Source organism: Paenibacillus peoriae (assembly GCF_022531965.1).
GTDB lineage: Bacteria > Bacillota > Bacilli > Paenibacillales > Paenibacillaceae > Paenibacillus > Paenibacillus polymyxa_D.
Genome location: NZ_CP092831.1, coordinates 4,983,797 through 5,008,367 on the forward strand (window position 1 = coordinate 4,983,797; position 24,571 = coordinate 5,008,367).

6 protein-coding genes are annotated in these 24,571 nt (G+C 53.1%); 1 reads left to right on the top strand and 5 read right to left on the bottom strand.

Annotation, left to right across the window (positions count from 1 at the left end; genetic code table 11):
* Positions 1-140 precede the first annotated feature (140 nt).
* Positions 141-1,118, bottom strand: coding sequence for a LacI family DNA-binding transcriptional regulator (locus tag MLD56_RS22155; protein ID WP_029519360.1), 978 nt, complete (start codon positions 1,116-1,118; stop codon positions 141-143).
* A 178-nt stretch (positions 1,119-1,296) separates the two neighbouring features.
* Complete coding sequence (locus MLD56_RS22160) at positions 1,297-2,643, bottom strand: cellulase family glycosylhydrolase (protein WP_029519362.1); 1,347 nt, start codon at positions 2,641-2,643, stop codon at positions 1,297-1,299.
* 384 nt (positions 2,644-3,027) lie between these two features.
* On the opposite strand from MLD56_RS22160, the gene bglS reads away from it, so the two are divergent.
* The gene (bglS, locus tag MLD56_RS22165) at positions 3,028-3,741 is read left to right on the top strand and encodes a beta-glucanase (RefSeq protein WP_029519363.1); all 714 of its coding nucleotides are present in this window, start codon (positions 3,028-3,030) and stop codon (positions 3,739-3,741) included.
* 301 nt (positions 3,742-4,042) lie between these two features.
* On the opposite strand, the gene MLD56_RS22170 is transcribed toward bglS, so the two are convergent.
* From MLD56_RS22170 to MLD56_RS22180, 3 genes are all read right to left on the bottom strand, one after another.
* A complete protein-coding gene (locus MLD56_RS22170) occupies positions 4,043-4,270 on the bottom strand; it encodes a dihydrofolate reductase family protein (protein ID WP_152526776.1) in 228 nt (75 codons plus the stop codon).
* 699 nt (positions 4,271-4,969) lie between these two features.
* Positions 4,970-5,242, bottom strand: coding sequence for a hypothetical protein (locus MLD56_RS22175; RefSeq protein ID WP_029519367.1), 273 nt, complete (start codon positions 5,240-5,242; stop codon positions 4,970-4,972).
* A gap of 472 nt (positions 5,243-5,714) precedes the next feature.
* Positions 5,715-24,482: a non-ribosomal peptide synthetase gene (locus MLD56_RS22180; protein WP_241113427.1), complete on the bottom strand. Its 18,768-nt coding sequence runs from the start codon at positions 24,480-24,482 to the stop codon at positions 5,715-5,717.
* Between the last annotated feature and the right edge of the window lie 89 nt (positions 24,483-24,571).

The following is a 24,571-nucleotide window of genomic DNA, read 5'->3' on the forward strand; positions in this document are numbered from 1 at the left end:
ATGGCTCTGAACACTTAAATAAAACGCTTACAAACGGATTATATGTCAAAGGTTTAACTTGTGTCAATCGTTTGACATGTTATTCCCTTAACATGTACTAAAAAAAATCTGTTCCCCTTGTTAGAGGAACAGATTTTCATTCAGGTCGTTGCACGCTCAATTAGTTCAACAGGCAACAGATTGACAGGTTGTACCTGCTCCCCCTCCGCCTGCCTGCGGATCAGCTCGACCGCCAGTCTGCCGATGTCTGCAATCGGCTGTCTTACCGATGTAAGTTCCGGCGTCAGCCAGGAAGCAACACTTACATCATCGAAGCCTACAATACGCACATTCTCTGGCACATGCCTTCCAGCGCGAATATATTCCTTCAGCGCGAAAGCAGCAATAATATCACTTGTTGCGAACACCCCATCCACATCCGGATGTTCATGAACGAGTTTTGAAATGATCCGCTCGTACTCCTTCTGGTCGAACACATTCAAGTCCGTTTGAACAATCACATGCTGGACATTATGCTTACCCACCACATCCCGGAATGCCTTGGTTCGTTCATTGGACAGCATGTTCAGCTCCAGATTTCCGCAGATATGGGCAATTTTCCGGCAGCCTTTGCGAATGAGCAGCTCCGTAGCCAGTTCGCCTCCGCGATAATTATCCGAGGATATGTAAGGAATATACGGGTCAATCTGCCTATCAAACGTCACGATCGGTGAATTCAAATGTCGGTACTCTTCTACTTCTAATGTATGGCTACCCATAATGATGCCATCCACCCGATTCCGCTTCAACATATCAATATACACTTTCTCTTTCACGGGATCCATATGTGAATTGCACAGCAGGACCTTGCAGCCATACTGATAGGCGAAATACTCAACCTGATTGGCAAGCTCACTGAAGAAAGGATGCGAGACATTGGGAATAATAAGGCCAATAATATTGGACTGCTTACGTAGCAGAGATCGTGCTATTTCATTGGGTTGATAATTAAGTTCCTCCATTGCGTCGAACACTTTTTTGCGTGTAGTTTCGCTGATATATCCCCGGTTATTCATTACACGGGATACGGTAGTGACCGACACGCCCGCTTTTAATGCTACATCATGAATTGTCGCCATATTAACCTCTTCCCGTACAAAATAAATACATACAAACTATACTCTCTCCCCATCATTTCAACAACTTTACATAACGGAAGGCCTCATAATGGCCGTCAATCTTGCACTAGTCATTTCTATAAGATAATACGACAGCCTATCCAATTGGAAAGGCTGTCGGTAGCTGAAAGTATTAACATCATTCTGATTGTGCGTCCGTCGGTGCATTAATGTATGTATCTGTAAGCACATCAGTCGGTGCAGCCACAGGCACATCATCCGTTGCTGATTCACTGTTCTGGAGTAGTGCTCTCGGATAGGTCCGTGCACGCTCATAGTACCAGTCAAACAAGAAGCGGGCCATCGCCTGACGTCGGTTATCGCCATCCCACTTTAACCCGGCTGTTGGGTCCGCAAATGAACTCCTTGCTCCAGCTTCCAGCAGAAAGCCATTCATGTGTGCGGTCATGCTGACATTACCGGCTGCTGTAAAAATGGACTTCGTGTTTTGCCCAAATCCATTATTAGAGCCGTTAAACAAATTCCAGTACTCCGAATCGCCGGGCTGTGTTTTGAACCAGGTAAATTCTGTGATATTTATTGGATAGGCTTGAGCTGCCGCCTTAATGTTGGAATTCCATTGCGATTGTAGCTTGTCCTTGTTATCATGCGCTCCGTAGCCCGGATACCAGTGGACAGCATAGCCGTAGTTGTTTAAGGGGTCGGTCAACGGGTGTTTTGCCGCCGGGCTGTAAAATTGGTTGTATCCAAGCCCTGCAGCCCAGATGACATTATTCGCTCCTTTACTTCGAATCGTGGAAATGATAGAGTTTTGGAATCTTCTCAGATCATTCCAATGGTCAACAAAATCATTTTCGCCAGGATAGCCTCCCCAATGCCCATTCGCATATGACTTAATAGGCTCGTTGATCAGTTCAAACATGACGTTATCCGCGCTATTAATAGCCGGCTGCGAGGCAAGATACCCCCATATTTGATTGAATTTGTCCAGATTGGATTGTGTTGTAGCCTGGTCGTTAGCCAAAGTGAAATCAAGACCAAGGGTAACATAAATGCCCTTTGTTTTCGCATAATTGATGTATGGAATAATCACATTTTGTGTAGCTGCTTGTAAACCTGAGAAATTGTATGACCCTGCGGCCACATCTCCCATATCCTGGCGGTCAATAAACAATCGGACCTGATTCATATACCAGCCGTGGTTGCTTCCATACTTCGGTCTGGTGTCTGCAAAGGTGTCAGTGATATCCTTCAAATAAGCCAAAATTGCTGCATGACGATTGTTACCATTTAAATTGAGATAATAATTACTATTTTGATAGGTCCAGTATGCCCCCGACGGCTGATGCCAGCCACTTAAAACAACAGGTTTTCCGCTGCTGTTCACCAATTGATTGCCCCTGACATGGAGCTTTCCCATAGGCATACCTGACCATGCATCTATATGTTGGCCAAAGACCGGTGTTAAAGGCAATAAGAATACAAGTATCAGAGCTATTTTACATACCATACCTAATTTTTTCAAAGAAAGGCCTCCGCTTCAAAAATTAATTGACTATTATACCAAAAGAATAAAATGGTATAAACATGTAGTGGCTCCGCTTCCTGAGTCTATCCCATTTCAAAATCATCCTCCCCCCTTAATGGCAAATCACAACCCTGTTTTTCATTTATTGTATATAATTGTATATCTTTCATTTACAAACCACAACTTGATAAAATTTAGTTTTTTTTAAATTATGCCTCAAGTGTTAAGTTTGCTATTGTGGACGACTCCATTTCAAACTACAATGAAGATACCAAATTTGGAAGCGCTTTATTTTTTTCGGTAAGATGGTCAATACTTGAAATAATGTATCATCGTCATCCATTTCTTTCATGTTTGGTCAATCTTTTATGGAGGTGTAAAATGAAGAAGAAATCTTGGTTCACTTTAATGGTCACGGGCATTGTCTCTCTGTTTTTTTCGGTAAGCGTTTATGCGGGGAATGTTTTTTGGGAACCACTTAATGGTTTCAATTCGGGGGCATGGCAAAAGGCAGACGGATATTCCAATGGGAACATGTTTAATTGCACTTGGCGTGCCAATAATGTTAATTTTACGAACGATGGCAAAATGAAGCTTGGCTTAACGAGTTCTGCGTACAATAAGTTTGACTGCGGAGAGTATCGATCGACGAACACTTACAGATACGGCTTATACGAGGTCAGTATGAAGCCTGCTAAAAATACAGGGATCGTATCTTCCTTTTTTACGTATACGGGGCCTACTGATGGCACGCAATGGGATGAAATAGATATTGAATTTTTAGGCAAAGACACGACAAAAGTGCAATTCAACTATTATACAAACGGTGTCGGTGGTCACGAGAAGGTTGTTGATCTGGGCTTTGATGCATCAAGAGGCTTTCACACCTATGCTTTCGATTGGCAGCCAGGATACATTAAGTGGTATGTTGACGGGGTTCTAAAGCATACGGCAACTACAAACATACCAAGCACGCCAGGCAAGATTATGATGAATTTATGGAATGGCACTGGCGTTGACGACTGGCTAGGTTCGTATAATGGAGCGAATCCGCTATACGCTGAATATGATTGGGTAAAATACACGAGCAATTAGCCCATAGTATAAAAGCAGCCCTGTATGAAGTGCCCCCTTAAAGTTAGACAAATATTTTTATGCAACCAGTTGGGCATGAGTTCGGTATTGTACCGGGCTCATGCCTTTTAGTTTGAAGACGGTCAGATGCTGTATCGAAAATGGGTTACCGTGAAGTCGGCATTTTTGAAAAACAAGGGGTTATAACAGCGACAGCCAAGGACGAAAAATAATGGCAGCCTATCAGGGCTGCCACTCCAACTTGAACATAGCAAATAAGAGGACAGTTGATGGCCTCAAGTCCTATTTAAGGATTTATCACCTACTTCATCCATAGCCCACCATCGTCCAGTTTTTCTACGCTCTTTAAAAAGAAATTTACTGGCTTAGTTTTTTGAAGATGAGCACTCGTTTCAAATAGCGTCAAAGAGTTAGAAGCACCATCTACTATCGGGACTAAAACTAAACTAATCTCATCAATTAAACCTTCAACAGTGAAATTCAAACTTTCTTTTCCTCCAAAAACATAAGAGTTACCTAGCTTTTTCAAATGAGCTAAATGAGCATCCGATGCTTGTTCGGAAAGTACTTCTATAATATGATGACCGAATCGATCATCATCATTAGAAATGATGTTTTTTGTCCATCTAATTTCCTAAAAGGATCTACTGCAACTGCATAGGTTTTAGCATTGGGATTCGCTACGTAATCTGTTCTAGGGATCGTCGGAGTGTTGTCTTGATCTAAATTTATTTTTTTCCAAAAGTGGAATGTTTCTCCATGGTAATCCTGCCGCAAATCCATGCTTGGCATTCGTAAAGATCATGAATTCCCTTGTATTTTTTAGTAAAATATGCCGTTCGATTCTCTTCTAAGAAATCTCCAACGATTTTGCCATTTAGTGATGTTAGCATGTGACAGACAAATAATATATAGTCTCTCCAAATTAATCCTTATCAATATGTTCTCCTGTCTTTAACTTTTCTAATATTTCTTTACCATAATATTTATTTAAACCAAAGCAGCCGTGTTTTTAATAATCTTGAGTTACCAACACTAAATCGTAGTTACCTACATTAATGTTTCTGAACAGGAAGTGTCAGGTGATAAAAAAGTCGTGAACCAAATTTGTTGATTTTACTGCGTTTGCCAGAGCACGTGATAAACACGAAAAATAAAAAGTCTGAAACCACCATAAATTACCATAAAAAGAAAGTTGGAAACTTGTACTATTACGATAATATAATTTTCATAACCATTTCCTCAATATACTGGATGTCGCATATAACGTGCTTAAATGATCCATTTTCTTTTTCAAAGAATTATCTCTAGTAATCTGTCCATCTTTAGTCCATTGTCCATATATTTGAACTAACCGCCCTGTAGTTCGTGAGAGTTCAAGAAGTGCTGTCTTCAGATGCTCTTTTTGAACTAAAGTTAGGTTATTATCCATTTTTATTTTATTAAATTCTTCTATCAAATCTCTTACTAATTCATTATTCACTTCTTTCAATGAAGCCATTATATCTCTAGCTAGTTTATTAATTTTCTTTTTTTGTTCGAATGATAGCTTGATTTTACTTAATTCTTTAAATAGTGAACTTATGGAAGGTAGATTACTATTCCAGCCTCCTGATTGTAATACTGAAAAAAACGTTTCGGCATAATACCAAAAGTCTTCTCCAAGAGCTTCACGTTTCCTTTTTTATCCTGTAGTCTTCGTGTGCCTTTTGTTGTTCTTCTGGTGTCATAGTCAAAAGATTAAACTCGTCTGCAACGATCGACAATTACTTCTTTTCGTTTTTCGGGTATTCGGATTTTATGGTGGAATTATTTCTGTTTGTGTTTTGTCGATTTTCCAATAAATCGAATTAGTTACTCAACGGCACTTGATGTCCGATTCCTGTGGTGGATTTTTCCCTTTCATTTTGGGAAAAAAACCGGCAGGATGCGTACCGAGAGAAATACGGCATACACCCAAGCCGGGTAAGGGATTAGAAAATAATATCAATAGCCTCTAGCACATCTTGCTCCTGTTCGGATTGCCCGTTCAGGGAAATATCCTTCAACAGCACCGAAGGCTGTTCGCAAATTTGGGTGATGATCACGAGCAGGTCCTGAGCGAAATTGTCGATCAGATTGCGCGTAAACAACTTGGTGGCATATTCAAACTGCCCGTTCATTCCCTCATCCAGCAACGAAATGACCAAGGTAAGATCAAATTGGGAAACTGTATGAGTTTCCGGATAAGATTCGATCTTGATATCCCTGAAGCTTTGAACGTTATCTTCCTTGGTTTCCAGAACAAACATGACATCGAATACAGGATTGCGGCTTTGATCTCGCGGCGCCTGCAGCTTTTTCACAAGCTCCTCGAACGGATAATCCTGGTGGTCGTAGGCCGCCAGCATCGTTTCTTTGACTTCATTCAAGTAAGCGAGGAACGTCTTCTCCCCGGACGGATAATGGCGAATCGCCAAAGTGTTGACAAACATCCCGATGAGCGGCTCCAGGTCGGCATGTGTGCGGCCCGAAACCGGCATGCCTACAATGAAGTCTTCTTGTCCCGAGTACTTGCTGAGCAGGATTGAATAGGCCGCCAATAACACCATATAAAGGGTGGCGCCATTCTCATCGGCGATGCGCTGCAAGCTGTCGGTCATCTGCTTGTCGATGCTGAAAGGCAGCACATCTCCCTCAAAGCTGCGAGCGGTAGGTCTGACAAAGTCCGTAGGCAGTTCAAGCGTCGGCAGTTCGCCTTCCAGCACGTCCAGCCAGTAGGCTTCCTGACGTTTCAGTCGCTCTTTTACAGGTTCGGACTGCTGCCAAGCGGCGAATTCCTTGTATTGAATCCGAAGCGGTTCCAGAGTCTCGCCGTTATACAGGCGCAACAGCTCTTCGACAAAGATGCCCATCGACATGCCATCCGTGACGATATGATGAATGTCCAGCATGAGCAGTTGCCGTTCCGCTTCCCATTCGACTAAGCCCACACGCAGCAGCGGCGGCCGCTCCAAATCAAAGACGCGCACAAAGCCGTCTACGATGCTCTTCGTTTCACTTTCCGTCGCTTTCGTATACTCGACGGCAAACTTCAAGTCCGGATAAATCCGTTGTACCGGTTCGCCGTCGACCATTTCGAAGCCGGTTCGCAAAATTTCGTGACGAGCTATCAATCCTTTGAGCGCCGCCTCGAATTGATTCCGTTCCAAGCGCCCGACGAGAACCGTCATGCCGGACATGTTGTAGCTAAGCTCGGCGCCTTCCATCTGCTGCTGGATGTACAGCCGTTTTTGCACGGAGGAAAGCGGATAGTAATCCCTCTTATCCAGAACCGGAATGGAGAGGTGTTCCTGCCGCTCCAATTGGCTGATCGCTTCGGCCATCGCTTCGATGGTCGAGTGCCGGAACACATCGCGCAGCGGCAGATCCACGCTCAGCTCCTTGTGCACCTTGCTGACCAGCGTCGTCGCCCGCAGGGAGTGCCCGCCGAGGTCGAAGAAGTTGTCCGTCACGCCAATCGTGACCGGCCCGAGCACGTCCTGCCAGATGGCGACCAGTTTCGCCTCCAGTTCGGTGCGCGGCGCCACGTATTCGCGGCCTGCGCTTGCTCCCCCTTCCGGCGCCGGCAGCGCCTTCCGGTCGATTTTCCCGTTCGGCGTCAGAGGCAGGTGCTCCAGTTCGACGAAGTACGACGGGATCATGTAACCCGGCAGCTCGCTGGCAATCGCCCGTTTCAGGTCCGCCGCCGTCAAGCCTTCTTCCGTTGTATAATAAGCGCACAAAGCTTTCTGACCTTCTTGATCCTCCCTGACGACGACGACCGCTTCCTTCACGCCACCTACACTCAGCAGCTTCGCTTCGACTTCGCCCGTCTCAATCCGGTAGCCCCGGATTTTCGCCTGGTTGTCGATCCGGCCGATGAAGTCCACGTTGCCGTCTTCCATCCACCGCGCCAAGTCGCCCGTGCGGTACAGCCGCTCGTCCGCGGCGAACGGGCTGTGTACGAACTTCTCTTCTGTCAGCTCCGGACGGTTCAAGTACCCGCGCGCCACTCCGACTCCGCCGATGACCAGCTCGCCCAGCACCCCGACCGGCACCGGGTTCAGATGCGCGTCCACGATGTAGAATTTCGCATTCAGCCACGCCTTGCCGATCGGCACATGGCCTGTCTGCGGCAGCTTCGCCAGCTCCTCGTCGTAGAAGCTAGAGTCGATCGCCGCTTCCGTCACGCCGTAAGCATTGATGATCCGGAACAACGAGCCGAAGCGTTCCTGCAAGGTCCGGTAATCCGCCACGCTGCAGCTGTCCGAGCTCGTGATCAACAGCTCCATCCAGCTCATATCCAGCCGCTGATCGTGCACGTACTCCAGGAACGGCACGATCAGCGCCGGCGTCGATTCGAAGATGGTGACCCGTTCCCGCTCCATCCAGTAGTGCAGACGAGACGGATCGATCCGGTCGTCCTTCGGCACAATCACCATCGTGCCTCCGTTGTACAGTGTCCGCGCGATATCTCCTACGAACACGTCGAACGAGAAGCTTGCGAGCTGCAGCAGCCGCACCGGGAACTGATCCAACCGGTATTCCCGCTGGTAGCCCGCCGCCGTGTTCACCAGGCCGCGGTGCTCGATCATCACGCCCTTCGGCTTGCCCGTCGTTCCCGACGTATAGATCACGTACGCCAGATCCTCCGGACGGGCTTCATGGAAGCTGTCGGCATTCGTCCGCTCCTCACTGTACGAAGTTTCGTCGTCCAGGTACAGCACCGCCGCCAGCGCCAGCTCCTCTTCGCCGAGCCAGGCTTCGGCACGCTCTCGCAGCGGCGTTTGCGTCAGCAGCACCTTCGCTCCGCTGTCTTCGAGCATGAACCGCACGCGCTCTGCCGGGTAGTCCGGGTCGAGCGGCACATACGCCCCGCCCGCTTTCCAGACGGCCAGCACGGCCACCAGCAAGTCCACCGAACGCTCGGCGAGAATGCCGACGATCGTCTCCCGGCCGATGCCGCTTGGGCGCAGCGTAGCCGCCAAGCGGTTCGCCCGCTCGTTCAGCTCCGCATACGTCAGCCGGTCATTCTCGTACACGACGGCCGCCTCTTCCGGCGTGCGCTCTGCCTGTTCCTCAAACAGCCGGTGGAATGCGACTGCAGGAGCCGCTTCCGGCTGCGCCGGGTTAAACGCGCCGAGAATTTGCTCTTTTTCCGCCGCCGTCAAAATGCCTAGCTCGGCAATAGTCGCCGACGGGTTGCGGAGAATGGATTCAAGCAGCTGCAAGTAGTGAGCAGCCAATTTCTCCACCGTTTCGGTTTTATAAAGAGCAGTGGCATATTCAAACAGATATTCCAAGCCTTCCTCGATCTCCGTGACGTCCAAGCTGAGATCAAATTTAGAAACAATTTCTTCGCTGGCATACGTCGACAAATGGAGTCCGGGAAGCTGCATTTCCAAATTCTCTGTATTCTGCAAAGCAAACATCGTATCGAACAGCGGATTGCGGGATAAATCGCGAGCCACGTTCACTTTATCCACCAGTTCCTCAAACGGATAATTCTGATGTTCAAAAGCGCCCAGCGTCGTCTCCTTGATTTCCTTCAAGTAGTCAAGGAACGTTTTACCGGCAGCCGGATAACTGCGGATGGCCAGAGTATTGACGAACATCCCAATCAGCGGCTGAACGTCGCTGTGATTTCTTCCCGCAATCGGCGTACCGACCACCACGTCTTCTTGCCCTGTATACTTATGCAATAATATTGTATAACCAGCAAGCAGAACCATGTAAAGCGTTGCGCCATTCTCGGCTGCAAGCCGTTTCAGACCCTCGCTTTTCTCGCTATCCATAAACAATTGCAGCGTGCGGCCCTCGTAGCTCTGCATAGATGGGCGCGGATAGTCCGTCGGCAATTCCAAAACCGGCAGCTCTCCGCGGAACATGTCGAGCCAGTAGGCTTCCTGCTTGGCAAGCTGAGCTTTCTGCTTGTCCGATTGCTGCCATACCGCATAATCTTTGTACTGAATGCGGAGCGGCTCCAACTGTTCCCCGCTGTACAAGCGGACGAACTCTTCGATCAGTACGTCAATCGAAACGCCGTCGGATACGATATGATGCGTATCGAACATTAGAATGTGCCGGTCCGGCGCCAGTTCGGCAAGGCCTACCCGCAGAAGTGGCGGCTTCGCTAGATCAAACGGACGAACGAATTGGCGCACCGTTTCTTCCGCCTGCTCCCCGCTGATCTGCACATATTCCACCTGGAAGGCGGCTTCTTCGTAAATCCGCTGAACCGCTTCGCCTTTTACCATCTCAAAGCCGGTACGCAGCGTCTCATGACGAGCTACGAGCCCGCGGAACGCTTCTTCAAACCGCTGCCGGTCGAGCTCCCCTTCAAGCAGCATAGCTCCCGGTATGTTGTAGCTCAACTCGGCTCCTTCCAGCTGGTTCAAGATATAGAGACGTTTCTGAGCGGAAGAGAGCGAATAATACTCGCTAGGTTCCGCAGCCGGAATAGCCGTGAACGAGCCGATCTCCAGCCGCTCCATAGCCGCGGCCATTTCCTCAACCGTCGAGTAGCGGAATACGTCGCGAAGCGGGAATTCAACACCTAGCTCCTTATGCATTTTGCTGACAAGCGTCGTCGCCCGCAGGGAGTGGCCGCCGATGTCGAAGAAGTTGTCCGTTACGCCTACCGCCTTCTCCCGAACAAGCACATCCTGCCAAATGGCGGCCAGCTTCGCCTCCAGTTCGGTGCGCGGCGCCACGTATTCGCGGCCTCCGCCTGCTCCCCCTTCCGGTGCCGGCAACGCCTTCCGGTCGATCTTTCCGTTCGGCGTCAGAGGCAGGCGCTCCAGCTCCACGAAGTATGACGGGATCATGTACCCCGGCAGCTCGCTGGCAATCGCCCGTTTCAGGTCCGCCGCCGTCAAGCCTTCTTCCGCTGTATAATAAGCGCCCAAAGCTTTCTGACCTTCTTGATCTTCCCTGACGACGACGACCGCTTCCTTCACGCCACCTACACTCAGCAGCTTCGCTTCGACTTCGCCCGTCTCAATCCGGTACCCCCGGATTTTCGCCTGGTTGTCGATCCGGCCGATGAAGTCCACGTTCCCGTCCTCCATCCACCGCGCCAAGTCTCCCGTGCGGTACAACCGCTCGCCCGCGGCGAACGGGCTGTCTACGAACTTCTCTTCTGTCAGCCCCGGACGGTTCAAGTACCCGCGAGCTACCCCGACTCCGCCGATAACCAGCTCGCCCAGCACCCCGACCGGCACCGGATTCAGGTGCGCATCCACGATGTAGAATTTCGCATTCAGCCACGCTTTGCCGATCGGCACATGGCCTGTCTGCGGCAGCTTCGCCAATTCCTCGTCGTAGAAGCTGGAGTCGATCGCCGCTTCCGTCACGCCGTAAGCATTGATGATCCGGAACAACGAGCCGAAGCGTTCCTGCAAGGTTCGGTAATCCGCCACACTGCAACTGTCCGAGCTCGTGATCAACAGCTCCATCCAGCTCATATCCAGTTGCTGCTCGTGCACGTACTCCAGGAACGGCACGATCAGCGCCGGCGTCGATTCGAAGATGGTGACCCGTTCCCGCTCCATCCAGTGGTGCAGACGAGACGGATCGATCCGGTCGTCCTTCGGCACAATCACCATCGTGCCTCCGTTGTACAGCGTCCGCGCGATATCTCCCACGAACACGTCGAACGAGAAGCTTGCGAGCTGCAACAGCCGCACCGGGAACTGATCCAACCGGTATTCCCGCCGGTAGCCCGCCGCCGTGTTCACCAGGCTGCGGTGCTCGATCATCACGCCCTTCGGCTTGCCCGTCGTTCCCGACGTGTAGATCACGTACGCCAGGTCCTCTGGACGGGCTTCATGGAAGCTGTCGGCATTCGTCCGCTCCTCGCTGTACGAGGTTTCGTCGTCGAGGTACAGCACCGCCGCCAGCGCCAGCTCCTCTTCGCCGAGCCAGGCTTCGGCGCGCTCTCGCAGCGCCGTTTGCGTCAGCAGCACCTTCGCTCCGCTGTCTTCGAGCATGAACCGCACGCGCTCCGCCGGATAATCCGGGTCGAGCGGCACATACGCCCCGCCCGCTTTCCAGACGGCCAGCACGGCCACCAGCAAATCCACCGAACGCTCGGCGAGAATGCCGACGATCGTCTCCCGGCCGATGCCGCTTGCTCGCAGCGTGGCCGCCAAGCGATTCGCCCGCTCGTTCAGCTCCGCATACGTCAGCCGGTCGTTCTCGTACACGACAGCTGCCGCTTCCGGCGTGCGTTCCGCCTGTTCCTCGAACAGCCGGTGGAACGCGGCCGCAGGAGCCGCTTCCGGCTGCGCCGGGTTAAACGCGCCGAGAATTTGCTCTTTTTCCGCCGCCGTCAAAAGCTCCAACTGATTCACGCGGATGTTCGGGTTAGCCGCAACCTTCTCCAGTGCCCGGGCAAAATGACCGTGGATCAGCCTGATGTCTTCCTCTCTGAACGTCAGCGCATTGTACGTAAACCGCAGCAAAATATGCTCTTCCGGAATGACGGTAATGTCCAGGTCGTAGTTCGTTTGCTCCGGCGAATGGATATTAGCGATTTTCAGCGCTTCTTTGTCTCCGCCGACGACCTGCTCAATCTGTTCTTCCATCGGATAATTTTCAAAGACCATGATATGGTTGATCAAGTCGCGCTTTTGCTCGCTCAGCGACTGAATTTCGAACAGCGGGAACGTTTCGTAAGCTCCCGATGCCAGCGCTTGGTCCTGGGTTTTTCTCAAGATATCGGCTACCGTCTCCTCGGCTTTGCCTTGAATACGGACCGGGATCGTATTAATAAACAGGCCGATCATGCTTTCGATGCCCGGAATTTCCGCCGGACGCCCGGATACGACGGAGCCGAATACAACATCCTCGCTGTTGTTGTATACCTGCAGAACCAGTCCCCATACGGTCTGCATGAACGTATTGAGCGTCACCTGCTGCTGGCGCGCCACCCGCTCGATTTGCCCGGTCAGTTCCTTGCTGAGTTCCACATCGATTTCAGCTGCTTCAAAAGCGCCCTGCTTCAGCTGCGTTTTCTCCTGGGGCAGCTTGGTCTGCTGATCGTAACCCGCCAAATACTCGGACCAGTAACGCGAAGCTTTCGCGGCATCTTGAGCTTCCAGCCATTCGATATACCGGGAGTACGAGGTAACCGGAGGAAGCTCCAGCGTCCGCTTCTCGTGGAACGCGAAGTAGGTGTCGAACACTTCCTTGATCATGAAGGACATGCACCAGCCGTCCATCAAAATGTGATGGTGACTCCAGATCACATGGTAGGACTCGTCGCCCGTGCGCAAAACTGTCACGCGCATAAGAGAGCCTCGGGCAAAATCGAACTTGTTCGCTTTATCCGCGCTGACAAAATCGGCTATCGTCTTCTCCGGGTCTTCATCGCTTACCGAGCGAATATCTTTGAAGTACACTTCACACTTCCGCTCGCGGAATACCACTTGAAGCGGCTCGTCTCTCCAGCCAGTAATAAAGTTGGTCCGCAGCGCCTCATTCCGCTGCACCAGCGTATCCAATCCTTGGGTGAAGGCTTCGACATTCAGGCTTCCGTACAGATCGAAGGTCACCTGTTCGAAGTAAGCTTCCGAATCGGCATCCAGCAGGCTGTGGAACAACATCCCTTTTTGCAGCGGAGTCAAGGTGTATACATTCTCCAGTTCGCCGAGCGCCGCCGTATGTTCGGACAGCCGCTCCAGTTCTTCCACCGTCACATCTTGAAACAGTACGTCGCTAGGCGTAAGCTCCGGCCGCTCTTTCGATACGCAATGGCTGATGACTTCACGCAAGCTCGATTGAAGCAGGGTGCCCAGGCGCTCTACCGTTTCCCGTTTATACTGGGTTTCCCCATAACGGATCGTGAGTTCCAGCACTCCTTCCGACACCATACCGTTAATATCGAGGACAAAATCCATCACTGCATTCGGGCTTGAATCGGAGCCCGGGCTGAACGGAGACGGCTGCGAGTCGCTGCTTTCGTAATCCTGGTCGAACTGACCCAAATAGTTAAAGCTGATCTCCGGCTCCAAAGCGAAGCGCTCGCCGTCACGCGACGCCGACAAATAACGCAGGATGCCGTAGCCGATTCCTTTGTTCGGAATGCGGCGCAAGCTTTCCTTAACCTGTTTCACCTGATGACCGAGCGCCTGGGCGTGACCCGGCTCCAGAACGACAGGGAATTGGCTTGTAAACCAGCCTACTGTGCGCGTAATGTCCACATCCGGCAAAATATCTTCTCGGCCGTGGCCTTCGAGATTCACCAGCACGCGTTCCCGGCCGCTCCAAGCTTGTACCGCGAGGCCAAGCGCAGCAAGCAGCAAATCGTTCATTTCCGTATGGTAAGCACGGTGTGCCTGCTTCAGCAGCTGTTCGGTTTCCTCTGCCGTCCAGCGAACGGTCACGAGCCCGCTGTCCTTCAGCTTGGATCTGCCTTGTTCAAAATCCTTCGGAAGCGGCTCATAGGTCAATTGCTCGATATGTTGCCAATACTCTCTCTCGCTTTCCATCGCCGGACCGTTCGCATAATCAGCGAGCTGTTTCGCCCACGTTTGGAATGAATCCGTTTTGAGCGGCAGACGGATCGGCTGCCCTTGCAGCGCCTGCTCATAGCCGGCAGCAAAATCCTCAAGCAGAACCCGCCAGGATACGCCGTCTACGACCAAGTGATGGATCGCGATGAGCAGGTGGTCGCCGTCGTCGCAGCGGAACAAGCCGAGCTTCACCAGCGGACCGTTTTCCAGATCGATGCTCGCTTGAATGTCATTCGCCTTAGCCTCTACCGCTTCTTTCACGTCGCCGACTCCTTTGAAATCGACAACTTCCAGATCGAACAGTGCTTCGTTCTCCCCGGCGCCACGGTTCCATGCGGTATAGCCGTTCTCGGTTTGGCGGTAAACCGTACGGAGAGCATCGTGATGCACAACAAGCTGACGCACCGCTTGGCGTAAAGCTTCTTCGTCAAAGCCTTGCTTGGAGAACTGCATGAACGCCTGGTTGCTGTGATGTACGTCAGCCGGATTTTGTTCAAAGAACCAGCGCTGAATCGGGGTCAAGATGACCTCTCCCGTCACTTCGGTCTGGCTTGCCGTTCTCTCCGCCGTTTGCAGATGCAAACTAAGGGCGGAAATCGTCGGGTAATGGAACAAATCTTTCATGACCAGCTTGTACCCCGTTTGCAAAAGACGGGACGATACCTGCAAGGCCTTGATCGAATCGCCGCCGAGCGCAAAGAAATTGTCCATCGTGCCGACCTGATCCACGCCCAGCACCGACTGCCAGACCGACGCAAGTGCTTGCTCGGCAGGAGTACGAGGCGCCGTGTATGCAGCCTCGACACGAATGCTTCCTTCCGGCACAGGCAGCGCTTTACGGTCGATCTTCCCGTTCGGCGTAAGCGGCATTTGATCCAGGCGCATGATGCGCGAAGGCACCATATGGGAAGGCAGCGCGGCGTCCAGATGGGCTACAAGCCTTTCCAGATCGAAGCTGGAATCCGCTACGACATACCCGCACAAATATTTCTGCCCCCGCTCATCCGTCCGGTCGATGACAAGCGCTTGACGCACGCCGGCAAAATTTTTCATGGCCGCTTCAATTTCACCAAGCTCGATCCGATAGCCGCGAATTTTAACCTGGTTGTCGATCCGGCCGATGAAGTCCACGTTGCCGTCTGGCATCCAGCGCGCCAGGTCGCCCGTCCGGTACAGCCGCTCCCCAGCGGCGAACGGGCTGTCTACGAATTTCTCCGCCGTCAAATCCTGGCGGTTCAAGTAACCGCGGGCCACACCCGCTCCGCCGATAACCAGCTCACCCAACACCCCGATAGGCACCGGCTTCAGATTCGCATCCACGATGTAGAACTTCGCGTTCAGCCACGCTTTCCCGATCGGCACGCTGCCCGTCTTCGGCAGCTTCTCCAGCGGCTCGTCATAGAAGCTGGAGTCAATCGCCGCTTCCGTTACGCCATAGCTGTTAATAATACGGAACTGCGAGCCGAAGCGCTCCTGCAAGGTGCGGTAATCCGCTACGCTGCACGCATCCGAGCTTGAGATCAGCAGCTGCATCGAGCTGAGGTCCAGACCCTCGGCATGCACATGCTCCATGAACGGCACGATCAGCGCCGGAGTCGATTCGAACACCGTCACGGCGTAGTCGCGAATCCAGCCGTAGAGGCGGGTTGGATCAATCCGGTCGTCCTTCGGCACGATGACCATGGTGCCGCCGTTGTACAGCGTCCGCGCAATGTCCCCGACGAACACGTCGAACGAGAAGCTCGCGAGCTGCAGCAGCCGGATCGGGAACTGATCCAGGCGGTATTCCCGCCGGTAGCCCGCCGCCGTGTTCACCAGGCTGCGGTGCTCGATCATCACGCCCTTCGGCTTGCCCGTCGTACCGGAGGTGTAGATGACGTAAGCCAAATCGCGCGGCTTGTTCACATTCGCCGGATTCGATGCGAGATCCGCCGCTAGTACGTTCTTCTCGGCTTCTGCCGTGGCGGACATTTCGGCAGAAGCCGTTTCCGCTTGCGCCAAAGCCTCCGCCTCTGCGCCTGCTTCGCCCAAAGCTTGTACGCCCACAGCCGCTCCGAGGCTGTACGTCGTGGCGTCGTCAAGCGCAACCACCGTTTGCAGCACTAGAGCTCCGTCGCTGCGCCAAGCTTCCGCCTGCTCCAGCAGGCGGGTCTGCGTGAGCAGCACCGACGCCCCGCTGTCCGCGAGCATATACTCGATCCGCTCCGCCGGATAGTCCGGGTCGAGCGGCACATAAGCGCCGCCCGCTTTCCATACGGCGAGCACCCCGATCAACAGCTCCGCCGAACGGCCGGCCAAAATGCCGACCACCTGCTCCGGCTTCACCCCGCGCGCCCGCAGTGCATACGCCAGACGATTCGCTTTGGCGTTCAGCTCCGCATACGTCAGCTTGCTGTCTTCGTAGACAACCGCCAGCGCTCCCGGAGTGCGCTCCGCCTGCTCCTCGAACAGCTCGTGGAACGTTCTCTCTCTCCACGACTCATCCGCTTCCAAACCTGTACCCTCTGCGGCGGGTTGCTTCGCAAGAGCCGAAGACGACACGTCAAACCCGACCAGCAAATCATGCTTTTCGCTGTCCGGCAAGATATCCAAATCTGAAATCCGCGCACCCGGCTGAGCCAAGATCGACGCCAAAAGCTGCTCGTAATGACCCGCCAGCCGTTCCATCGTTTCCTGTCTAAACAACGAGGTAGCGTACTCGATCTTGCAAACCAGCTCGTTATCGGCTTCCACGATATCAAAGCTAAGATCAAACTTTGCCGTCTTTTCCTTGATGTCGAACAGCGACCATTGCAAGCCTTCCAGGGTTAAATCCAAGCTTTCGTGTTTTTGCAAAGAAAACATGGTGTCAAACAGAGGATTCCGGCTTAAATCCCGGCTCACCTGAAGAGCTTCCACCAACTCCTCGAACGGATAGTCCTGGTGCTCGTAGGCTCCAAGCGTCGTTTCCTTCACTTCCTGCAAGTAATCCAGGAACGTCCGCTCCGCCGCCGGACCCAAGCGAAGGGCCAGCGTATTGACGAACATGCCGATAATCGGCTGCAGGTCGGCGTGAGAACGGGCGGCAATCGGAGTGCCGACCACTATATCTTCCTGTCCCGCGTATTTATGAAGCAATACGGAGTACGCAGTCAGCAGAAGCATGTATAGCGTCGCCCCCGAATCGCCGGCAAGCCGTTTGAGAGCTTCACTTTTCTCCGCATCCAGCGTAAACGTGAGCGTTTGACCGTCAAACTGCTGGACGGCCGGGCGGGAGAAGTCGAGAGGCAGCTCAAGAACCGGAAGCTCGGAGCTGAATACCCCGCGCCAGTATTCCTCCTGCCGTTTGATGCGCTGGCGCTGCTCCTCGGATTGCTGCCAAACGGCGTAATCCTTGTATTGAATCCGCAGCTCCGGCAATTCTTCCCCATTGTAAAGCCGCACGAATTCGCGCAGCAGCACGTCCATGGAAAGGCCGTCGGAACCAATATGATGAATATCCAGCGCGAGCAGGAATTTCTCTTTCTCCAGTTCGATCAGCAGGGCGCGCAGCAAAGGCGGCTGGGTCAAGTCAAAAGGCTGAATGAAGCCTTCAAGAATGGCCGCAACCTGATCTTCGCTTGCTTGAAGCTTCTTGACCTTGAAAGCTACGAGCGGATGAATACGCTGAACCGGCTCCCCATTCACGATTTCAAAACCGGTGCGCAGCATATCGTGCCGGGCCACCAAAGTAGTCAGCGCCTTTTCCACTTTGACCTCGTTCAAAGCCCCTTCCAATTGCAAGGCGCTTGGGAGGTTATAATTCAGCTCCGAACTATCCAGCTGGTGCAGGACGTACAGCCTTTTTTGCGCGGAGGAAACCGGATAGTACGCTTTCTCTTCCGCTTTCGGAATCGAGCAGTGCCGCGTTTCTTCCAAGCTGGCAATAGCCCCGGCCATCGACTCTACCGTCGTATAGCGGAACACATCGCGCAGCGGAAGTTCGACGTTCATTTCCTTCTGAATCTTGCTGACAAGGTTCGTCGCCCGCAAGGAGTGGCCTCCGAGCTCGAAGAAATTGTCCAGGACTCCAATGCCGGAGTAGCCCAGTACTTCCTCCCAGATCTTCACAAGCTGGGACTCCGTCCGGTTACGCGGCGCTACGTATTCGACGCCCGTTTGTATGCCGCCTTGCGGCTCCGGTAGCGCTTTGCGGTCCACTTTGCCGTTGGTCGTCAGCGGCATGCGCTCCAGCTGCACGAAGTACGACGGGATCATGTACCCCGGCATTCCCTGGGCCAGCGAGGTTCTCATTTCGCTGACCGTCAGCGTTCGGTCCGCCACAAAGTAGGCGACAAGCGCCTTCTCGCCCTCGCCGTCCTGACGGGCGAGCACCACCGCTTCTTCCACGCCCTCGACGTTCAGCAGCTGCGTCTCGATTTCGTCCAGCTCGATCCGGTACCCGCGGATCTTCACCTGATGATCGATCCGGCCCAGGTATTCGATGTTGCCGTCCGGTAGCCAAGCCGCCAAGTCACCCGAGCGGTACAGTTTCTCCCCCTCCGCAAACGGGGAATCGACGAACTTCTCCGCCGTCAGATCCGGACGGTTCAGGTATCCTCTCGCAAGGCCTTCCCCGGCCACGTACATTTCGCCCGCTACGCCGATCGGCACAGGGCGGCGGTTTTCATCCAGGACGTACACCTTCAGCGTCGGGATCGGCTTGCCGATATTACTCTTCGCCGCCTCCATTTCGACCCACGTTATTTCCTTATATGTCACGTGAACCGTCGTCTCGGTAATGCCGTACATATTGATCAGCTTCGTCTCCGGGTACTTCGTCTTGAAGCCCTTGAGCTGCAGCGGACTCAGCGCTTCGCCCCCAAAGATGACGTTGCGAATCCGCAGATCGTACGGATGGTCCGCCAAGACCTCACGCAGTAGCTGGTAGAAGTACGTTGGCGTCTGGTTCAAAATCGTGACCTGTTCGCGGCCCAGCAGCGCCAGGAAATCGGCCGGATTTTTCGCCGTCAGCGGCGGTACGATGACCAGCTTGCCTCCGTACAGCAGCGCTCCGTACATTTCCCAGACGGAGAAATCGAAGCAGAACGAGTGGAACAGCGTCCACGTGTCAGACGGTCCGAAGTCGAACAGGTTCTTGTCGTTGAACAGGAGCCGCACGACGTTCTTATGCTCGATCAGCGTTCCTTTCGGTCTGCCGGTCGTTCCCGACGTGTAGATGACATATGCCAGGTTGCCCGGCCCGGAAATTGGCTCCAGGTTCGAAGCGTCCAACGCACCTTCGGAGTCCGCCCCTCTGTCGCCCCAAACGAAATCGTCCAATTCGAGGCGCGTTCCTGCGAAGTCGGTCTTCTCGTGCAGATGCTTTTGAATCAGCAATAACGGCGCGCCCGAATCCTCGATCATGAAGCGGATGCGCTCCTCCGGGTAGTCCGGATCGACAGGCACGTAGGCTCCGCCCGCTTTGAGAATCGCCAGAATGCCAACGACCATATCGAGCGAGCGTTCGGCCAGAATCGCTACCAGCTGGTCCGCTTCTACTCCCGCCTCCCGCAGCTTCCGCGCAAGGCGGTTGGATCGCTCGTTCAGCTCGCGGTAGGTCAGCTGCCGCTCGTTCATGACGGCGGCCACATTGTCCGGGTAAAGCTCCGCCTGTTCTTCGAACAAGCCGTGAATCATCTGCTGCCGCGGGTAGTCCGCCTCCGAATCGTTGAAACCGCGCACCAGCTCGCGGATTTCCTCCTCCGTGAGCATTTCCAGCGAGGCAATATCCCCGTCCGGCGCTGCTGCGATGGTTTCGAGCAGCTTGTCATAATGTCTGGCGAACCGCTCCGCGGTCTCTTGTTTATACAAAGCCGTAGCGTACTCCAACCGGCATTCGAGCTGACCGTCCAGCTCCGAAATATCCAGGAGTAGCTCGAACTTGGATGTTTGGTTTTCCAGTGGATAAAACGATTGCTCCAGCCCCTCGATGACAATTTGCTCGTTCTCCGTATTTTGCAGGGAGAAGAACGTGTCAAAGAGCGGATTCCGGCCAGTCGCGCGCGGAATGTGAAGACTTTCTACCAAGTCTTCGAACAAATAATTTTGGTGCTCGAAAGCCCCGAGCGTGATGTCCTTGATTTCTTCCAGGTACGAAAGGTACGGCTTGGAACGCTCCGGACGGCTGCGAATGGCCAGCGTGTTGATAAACATCCCTACGATCGGCTGCACTTCTTCCTGCGTTCTTCCGGCAATCGGCGTTCCTACGATCAGATCTTCCTGACCCGAATATTTATGCATAAGGATGGTGTAAGCCGACAGCAGCACCATGTACAGGGTCGTCCCTGTCCGTGCCGCCAGCTCTTTCAGCTTCTCCGTCCGATCTTTCTCGATATAAAACTTCACGGTTCGGCCGTCAAAGCTTTGCACCGCAGGCCGCGGGAAGTCCGTCGGTAGCTCCAAGACCGGCAGCTCGCCCGACAGCTGTTCCAGCCAATACTCCTTCTGCGGCTGGAGCATCTGCCCGTAAGCTTCGGAATGCTGCCAAACGGAATAATCTTTGTATTGAATGCGCAGCGGGGTCAGCTCCTCGCCCCGATACAGGCGGCTGAACTCGTCGAAGAGCAGCGCTGTCGAAATGCCGTCCGAGACGATATGGTGCATATCGAACAGCAGAATGTGGCGATCCTCGGCGACTTCGATCAGGCCGATGCGGAGAAGTGGCGGCTTGGTCAGATCAAACGGGTGATAGTAAGCTTCTACCACTTGCTCCACTTCCCGCTCGCTCGCTTGGAAATAATCCACAGCAAACTCCACCTCGTCATAGATGCGCTGGACAAGCTCGCCTTGAACCTGCTCGATCCCGGTACGCAGCGTCTCATGGCGCTGAATCAGCGCCCGGAACGCATGCTCGACGCGCGTGCAGTCCAGCTTGCCTTCGAGAAGAAGCGCCGCCGACATATTATAGCTGCGCTCAGCCCCGTCAAGCTGGCGCAGGACGTACAGGCGCTTTTGCTCGGATGAAACCGGATAGTACTCGGCCTCAGCCGCCTTTGTAATCTCATAGGTCTCCTGCTGCCTTAAACCGCCGATTCTTTGGGCCAGCTGTTCGATCGTGGTGTAGCGGAAAACTTCCCGCAGCGGAACCTCGACTTGCAGCTCTTTCCGAATCTTGGAAACCAGCGTGGAGGCCCGCAAGGAATGACCACCCAAGTCAAAGAAATCGCCTTGGACTCCAACTCGCGCAATACCCAGCACCTGCTGCCAAATGAGAGCAAGTCTTGTTTCCAGCGTTGTGCGAGGAGCCACATACTCACGGCCTGCTTCTACCTCTCCGGTCGGTTCAGGCAGCGCTTTACGGTCAATTTTGCCGTTCGGCGTGAGCGGGAGCTTATCAAGAGACACCAGCCGGGCCGGGACCATATGGGCCGGCAGCTCTTGCTTCAATTGGGACAGCAGATCGCTCAGCTGCACGGAAGCATCCGCCGTCACGTAGCCGCACAAATACTTTTGCCCCTGCTCATCCGTACGGTCGGTCACCACAGCCTGCTTGACGCCCGGGAAACGCAGCAGGGCCGTTTCAATTTCGCCGAGTTCGATCCGGAACCCGCGAATTTTCACCTGATAGTCGATCCGGCCGATGAAGTCGACGTTGCCGTCTTCCAGCCAGCGGGCCAAATCGCCTGTCCGGTACAGACGTTCGCCCGGTACAAACGGGCTGTCCGCAAATTTCTCGGCGGTTAGGTCTGGACGGTTCCAGTACCCGCGCGCCACCCCGGCGCCGCCGATGACAAGCTCGCCCGGAACCCCTACAGGAACCGGCTTTAACGCGGCATCGACAATGTAAAACCGGGCGTTCAGCCAAGCTTTGCCGATCGGCACATGACCCGACGACGGCAGCTTATCCAGCGGCTCACCGTAAAAGCTGCTGTCAATGGCCGCTTCGGTAACTCCATAGCTGTTGATGATGCGGAATTGTCCGCCGAATCTTTCCTGCAGCAATCGGTAATCGGTGACACTGCAAGCATCCGAGCTGGTAATCAGCAACTGCATGGAGCTAACGTCCAGCCCTTCTTCATAAATATGCTGCATGAACGGCAGGATGAGCGCAGGCGTCGATTCGAATACCGTAATGTTTTGGTCCCGAATCCAGCCGTATAAGAGGTTCGGATCAATCCGGTCATCCTTCGGCACAATCACCATCGTGCCTCCGTTATACAGCGTCCGCGCGATGTCTCCGACGAACACGTCAAACGAGAAGCTGGCCAACTGCAGCAGCCGCACCGGAAACTGATCCAACCGGTACTCGCGACGGTACGCATCCGCCGTATTCACGAGACTGCCGTGCTCGATCATGACGCCTTTCGGGCGTCCCGTCGTACCCGAGGTGTAAATCACATAAGCCAAGTCTTGCGGGGCGCTGTTGGCAGATTGAAATTCCACGGCTAAGGCATCCCCGTTATAAATCTGTTCATCGTCCATGGCATAGACAGCTTGAAGCTTCAGCCGGTCATCGGCCAACCAACCTCCGGCCCGCTCCAACAGATGACGCTGCGTAAGCAGCACCGATGCATCGCTATCGCTGAGCATGTACTCAATCCGCTCCGCCGGATAATCGGGGTCCAGCGGTACATAGGCTCCGCCGGCTTTCCAAACGGCGAGCACCCCGACCAGCAGTTCCACCGAACGCTCCGCCCAGATCCCCGTAATCGTCTCCCTTCCCACGCCCTGTTCGCGAAGGAGAGAAGCCAGCCGCTCGGCGCGTTCGTTCAATTCGCCGTAGGTCAGCTGTTTGTCCATGTAGACGACTGCCGGATGATCTGGAATTTCTCGAGCAAACTTTTCAACATACCGATGAAACGCTTCTCCCTCGCTCAGCCCTGCCACCGGCGGGTTAAAAACGTTGAGAATGCGGTGTCTCTCCTCATCGCTCAGCAGAGAAATCTCGCGTACCGGCAGTTCGGGAGTCTGAAGAAACTGGTCCAGAACGGTTACATACTGTTCCATAATCCGATCAATCTCGGCCGTCTCGAACAAGCCGGTACGATAGGAAGCATGGAGAATGACATGTCCTTCATTCAGCATATGGTCGAAGCGCAGCAGCAAATCGTCCATCTCGTGCCTAGCGAAGTGAGCCTCCAGGCGTACCTTGATTTCTTCGTACTCCACGATTTTCAAAGGCAGATATTCCAGAGACGTGCGGAACAGCCCCGAAAGATCGTTGCGGCCGTGTTGTTCGCGTAAATCCTGGATCAATTGGTTATAAGGGTATTTCTGATACCGCAGATCCGCCGTATTTTCCTTGGAAACCGTTTGGATCAAGGAAAGCACGTTCCTGTCTGGATTCAGACGAATCCGCGTAGCCACGGTGCTGACGAACATGCCAATCGTTTCTTTTTCCTTCTTGCTGGTGCGATTGGCAAAAACCGTGCCGACCGGAACATCGGTGCTGTCGGTCAGCTTGTACAATAAAACGTACATGGCGGACAGAAATAATGTATATAAGCTGATCTGATATTGTTCGCTGAAGGCCAGAATGCGTTCATACCGGGAACCGTCCAAAGTGATGGACAGTTTATTGGATTCGCTGCCGATCGAGAATGGCGGATACGATTTAATGCCGGTCGTTTCAGGCAAAGTGTTGTACTTCGTCAGCCAGTATTCCTTGCCTTTCTGATAACGCTGCGATTGCTCATATTCACGCTCCGCGGAAATATAATCTAGATAGGAAGGGGGCTGGTAACTGCTGGAGATGCCTTTGCGCAGTTCCAGGTATTTTTCCATCACCGCATGCAGCAAAGCATTGACGGACAAGCCGTCGGCGATAATATGGTTTACCGTCAAATTGAGCCATACTTGGCCGTTCGCAAAATGAATAATCGTAAATTCGTAGAGGTGTTCGTCGAACACGCTGGCCGGTTTTTCGCTTACTTCCTTCACCCAAGCATAGAATTGTTCGATTGTGCCTATTTTGAGGCGGCTTATCCTAGCTTGGACATTCTCCGGCTCTTCGAACCACTGCGTTGGTTTTTGCAAATCCCCGCTAATGCGGATTCGGAAAACGTCATAGGTTTTGACGATCTCTGCCGCCGCTTGCTTCAGAAGCTGTGTGTTGATCTCGCCCGTAATCTGGTAGGTCGCGGAAAGCATCGTGATGGACGTTCCCGGATTCATAATTTCCATGAACCATATTCGGCGCTGGGCTTGCGTTAATCCATATTGCTCGTTGGTATTCTCTGTCACATCGACACACTCCCGGTTTAGAGATTCTTTATAGATAGGCTTTGTACCTAGATGTCACTTAGTCACTCTTAGAAGAACCGCGCAGGCCA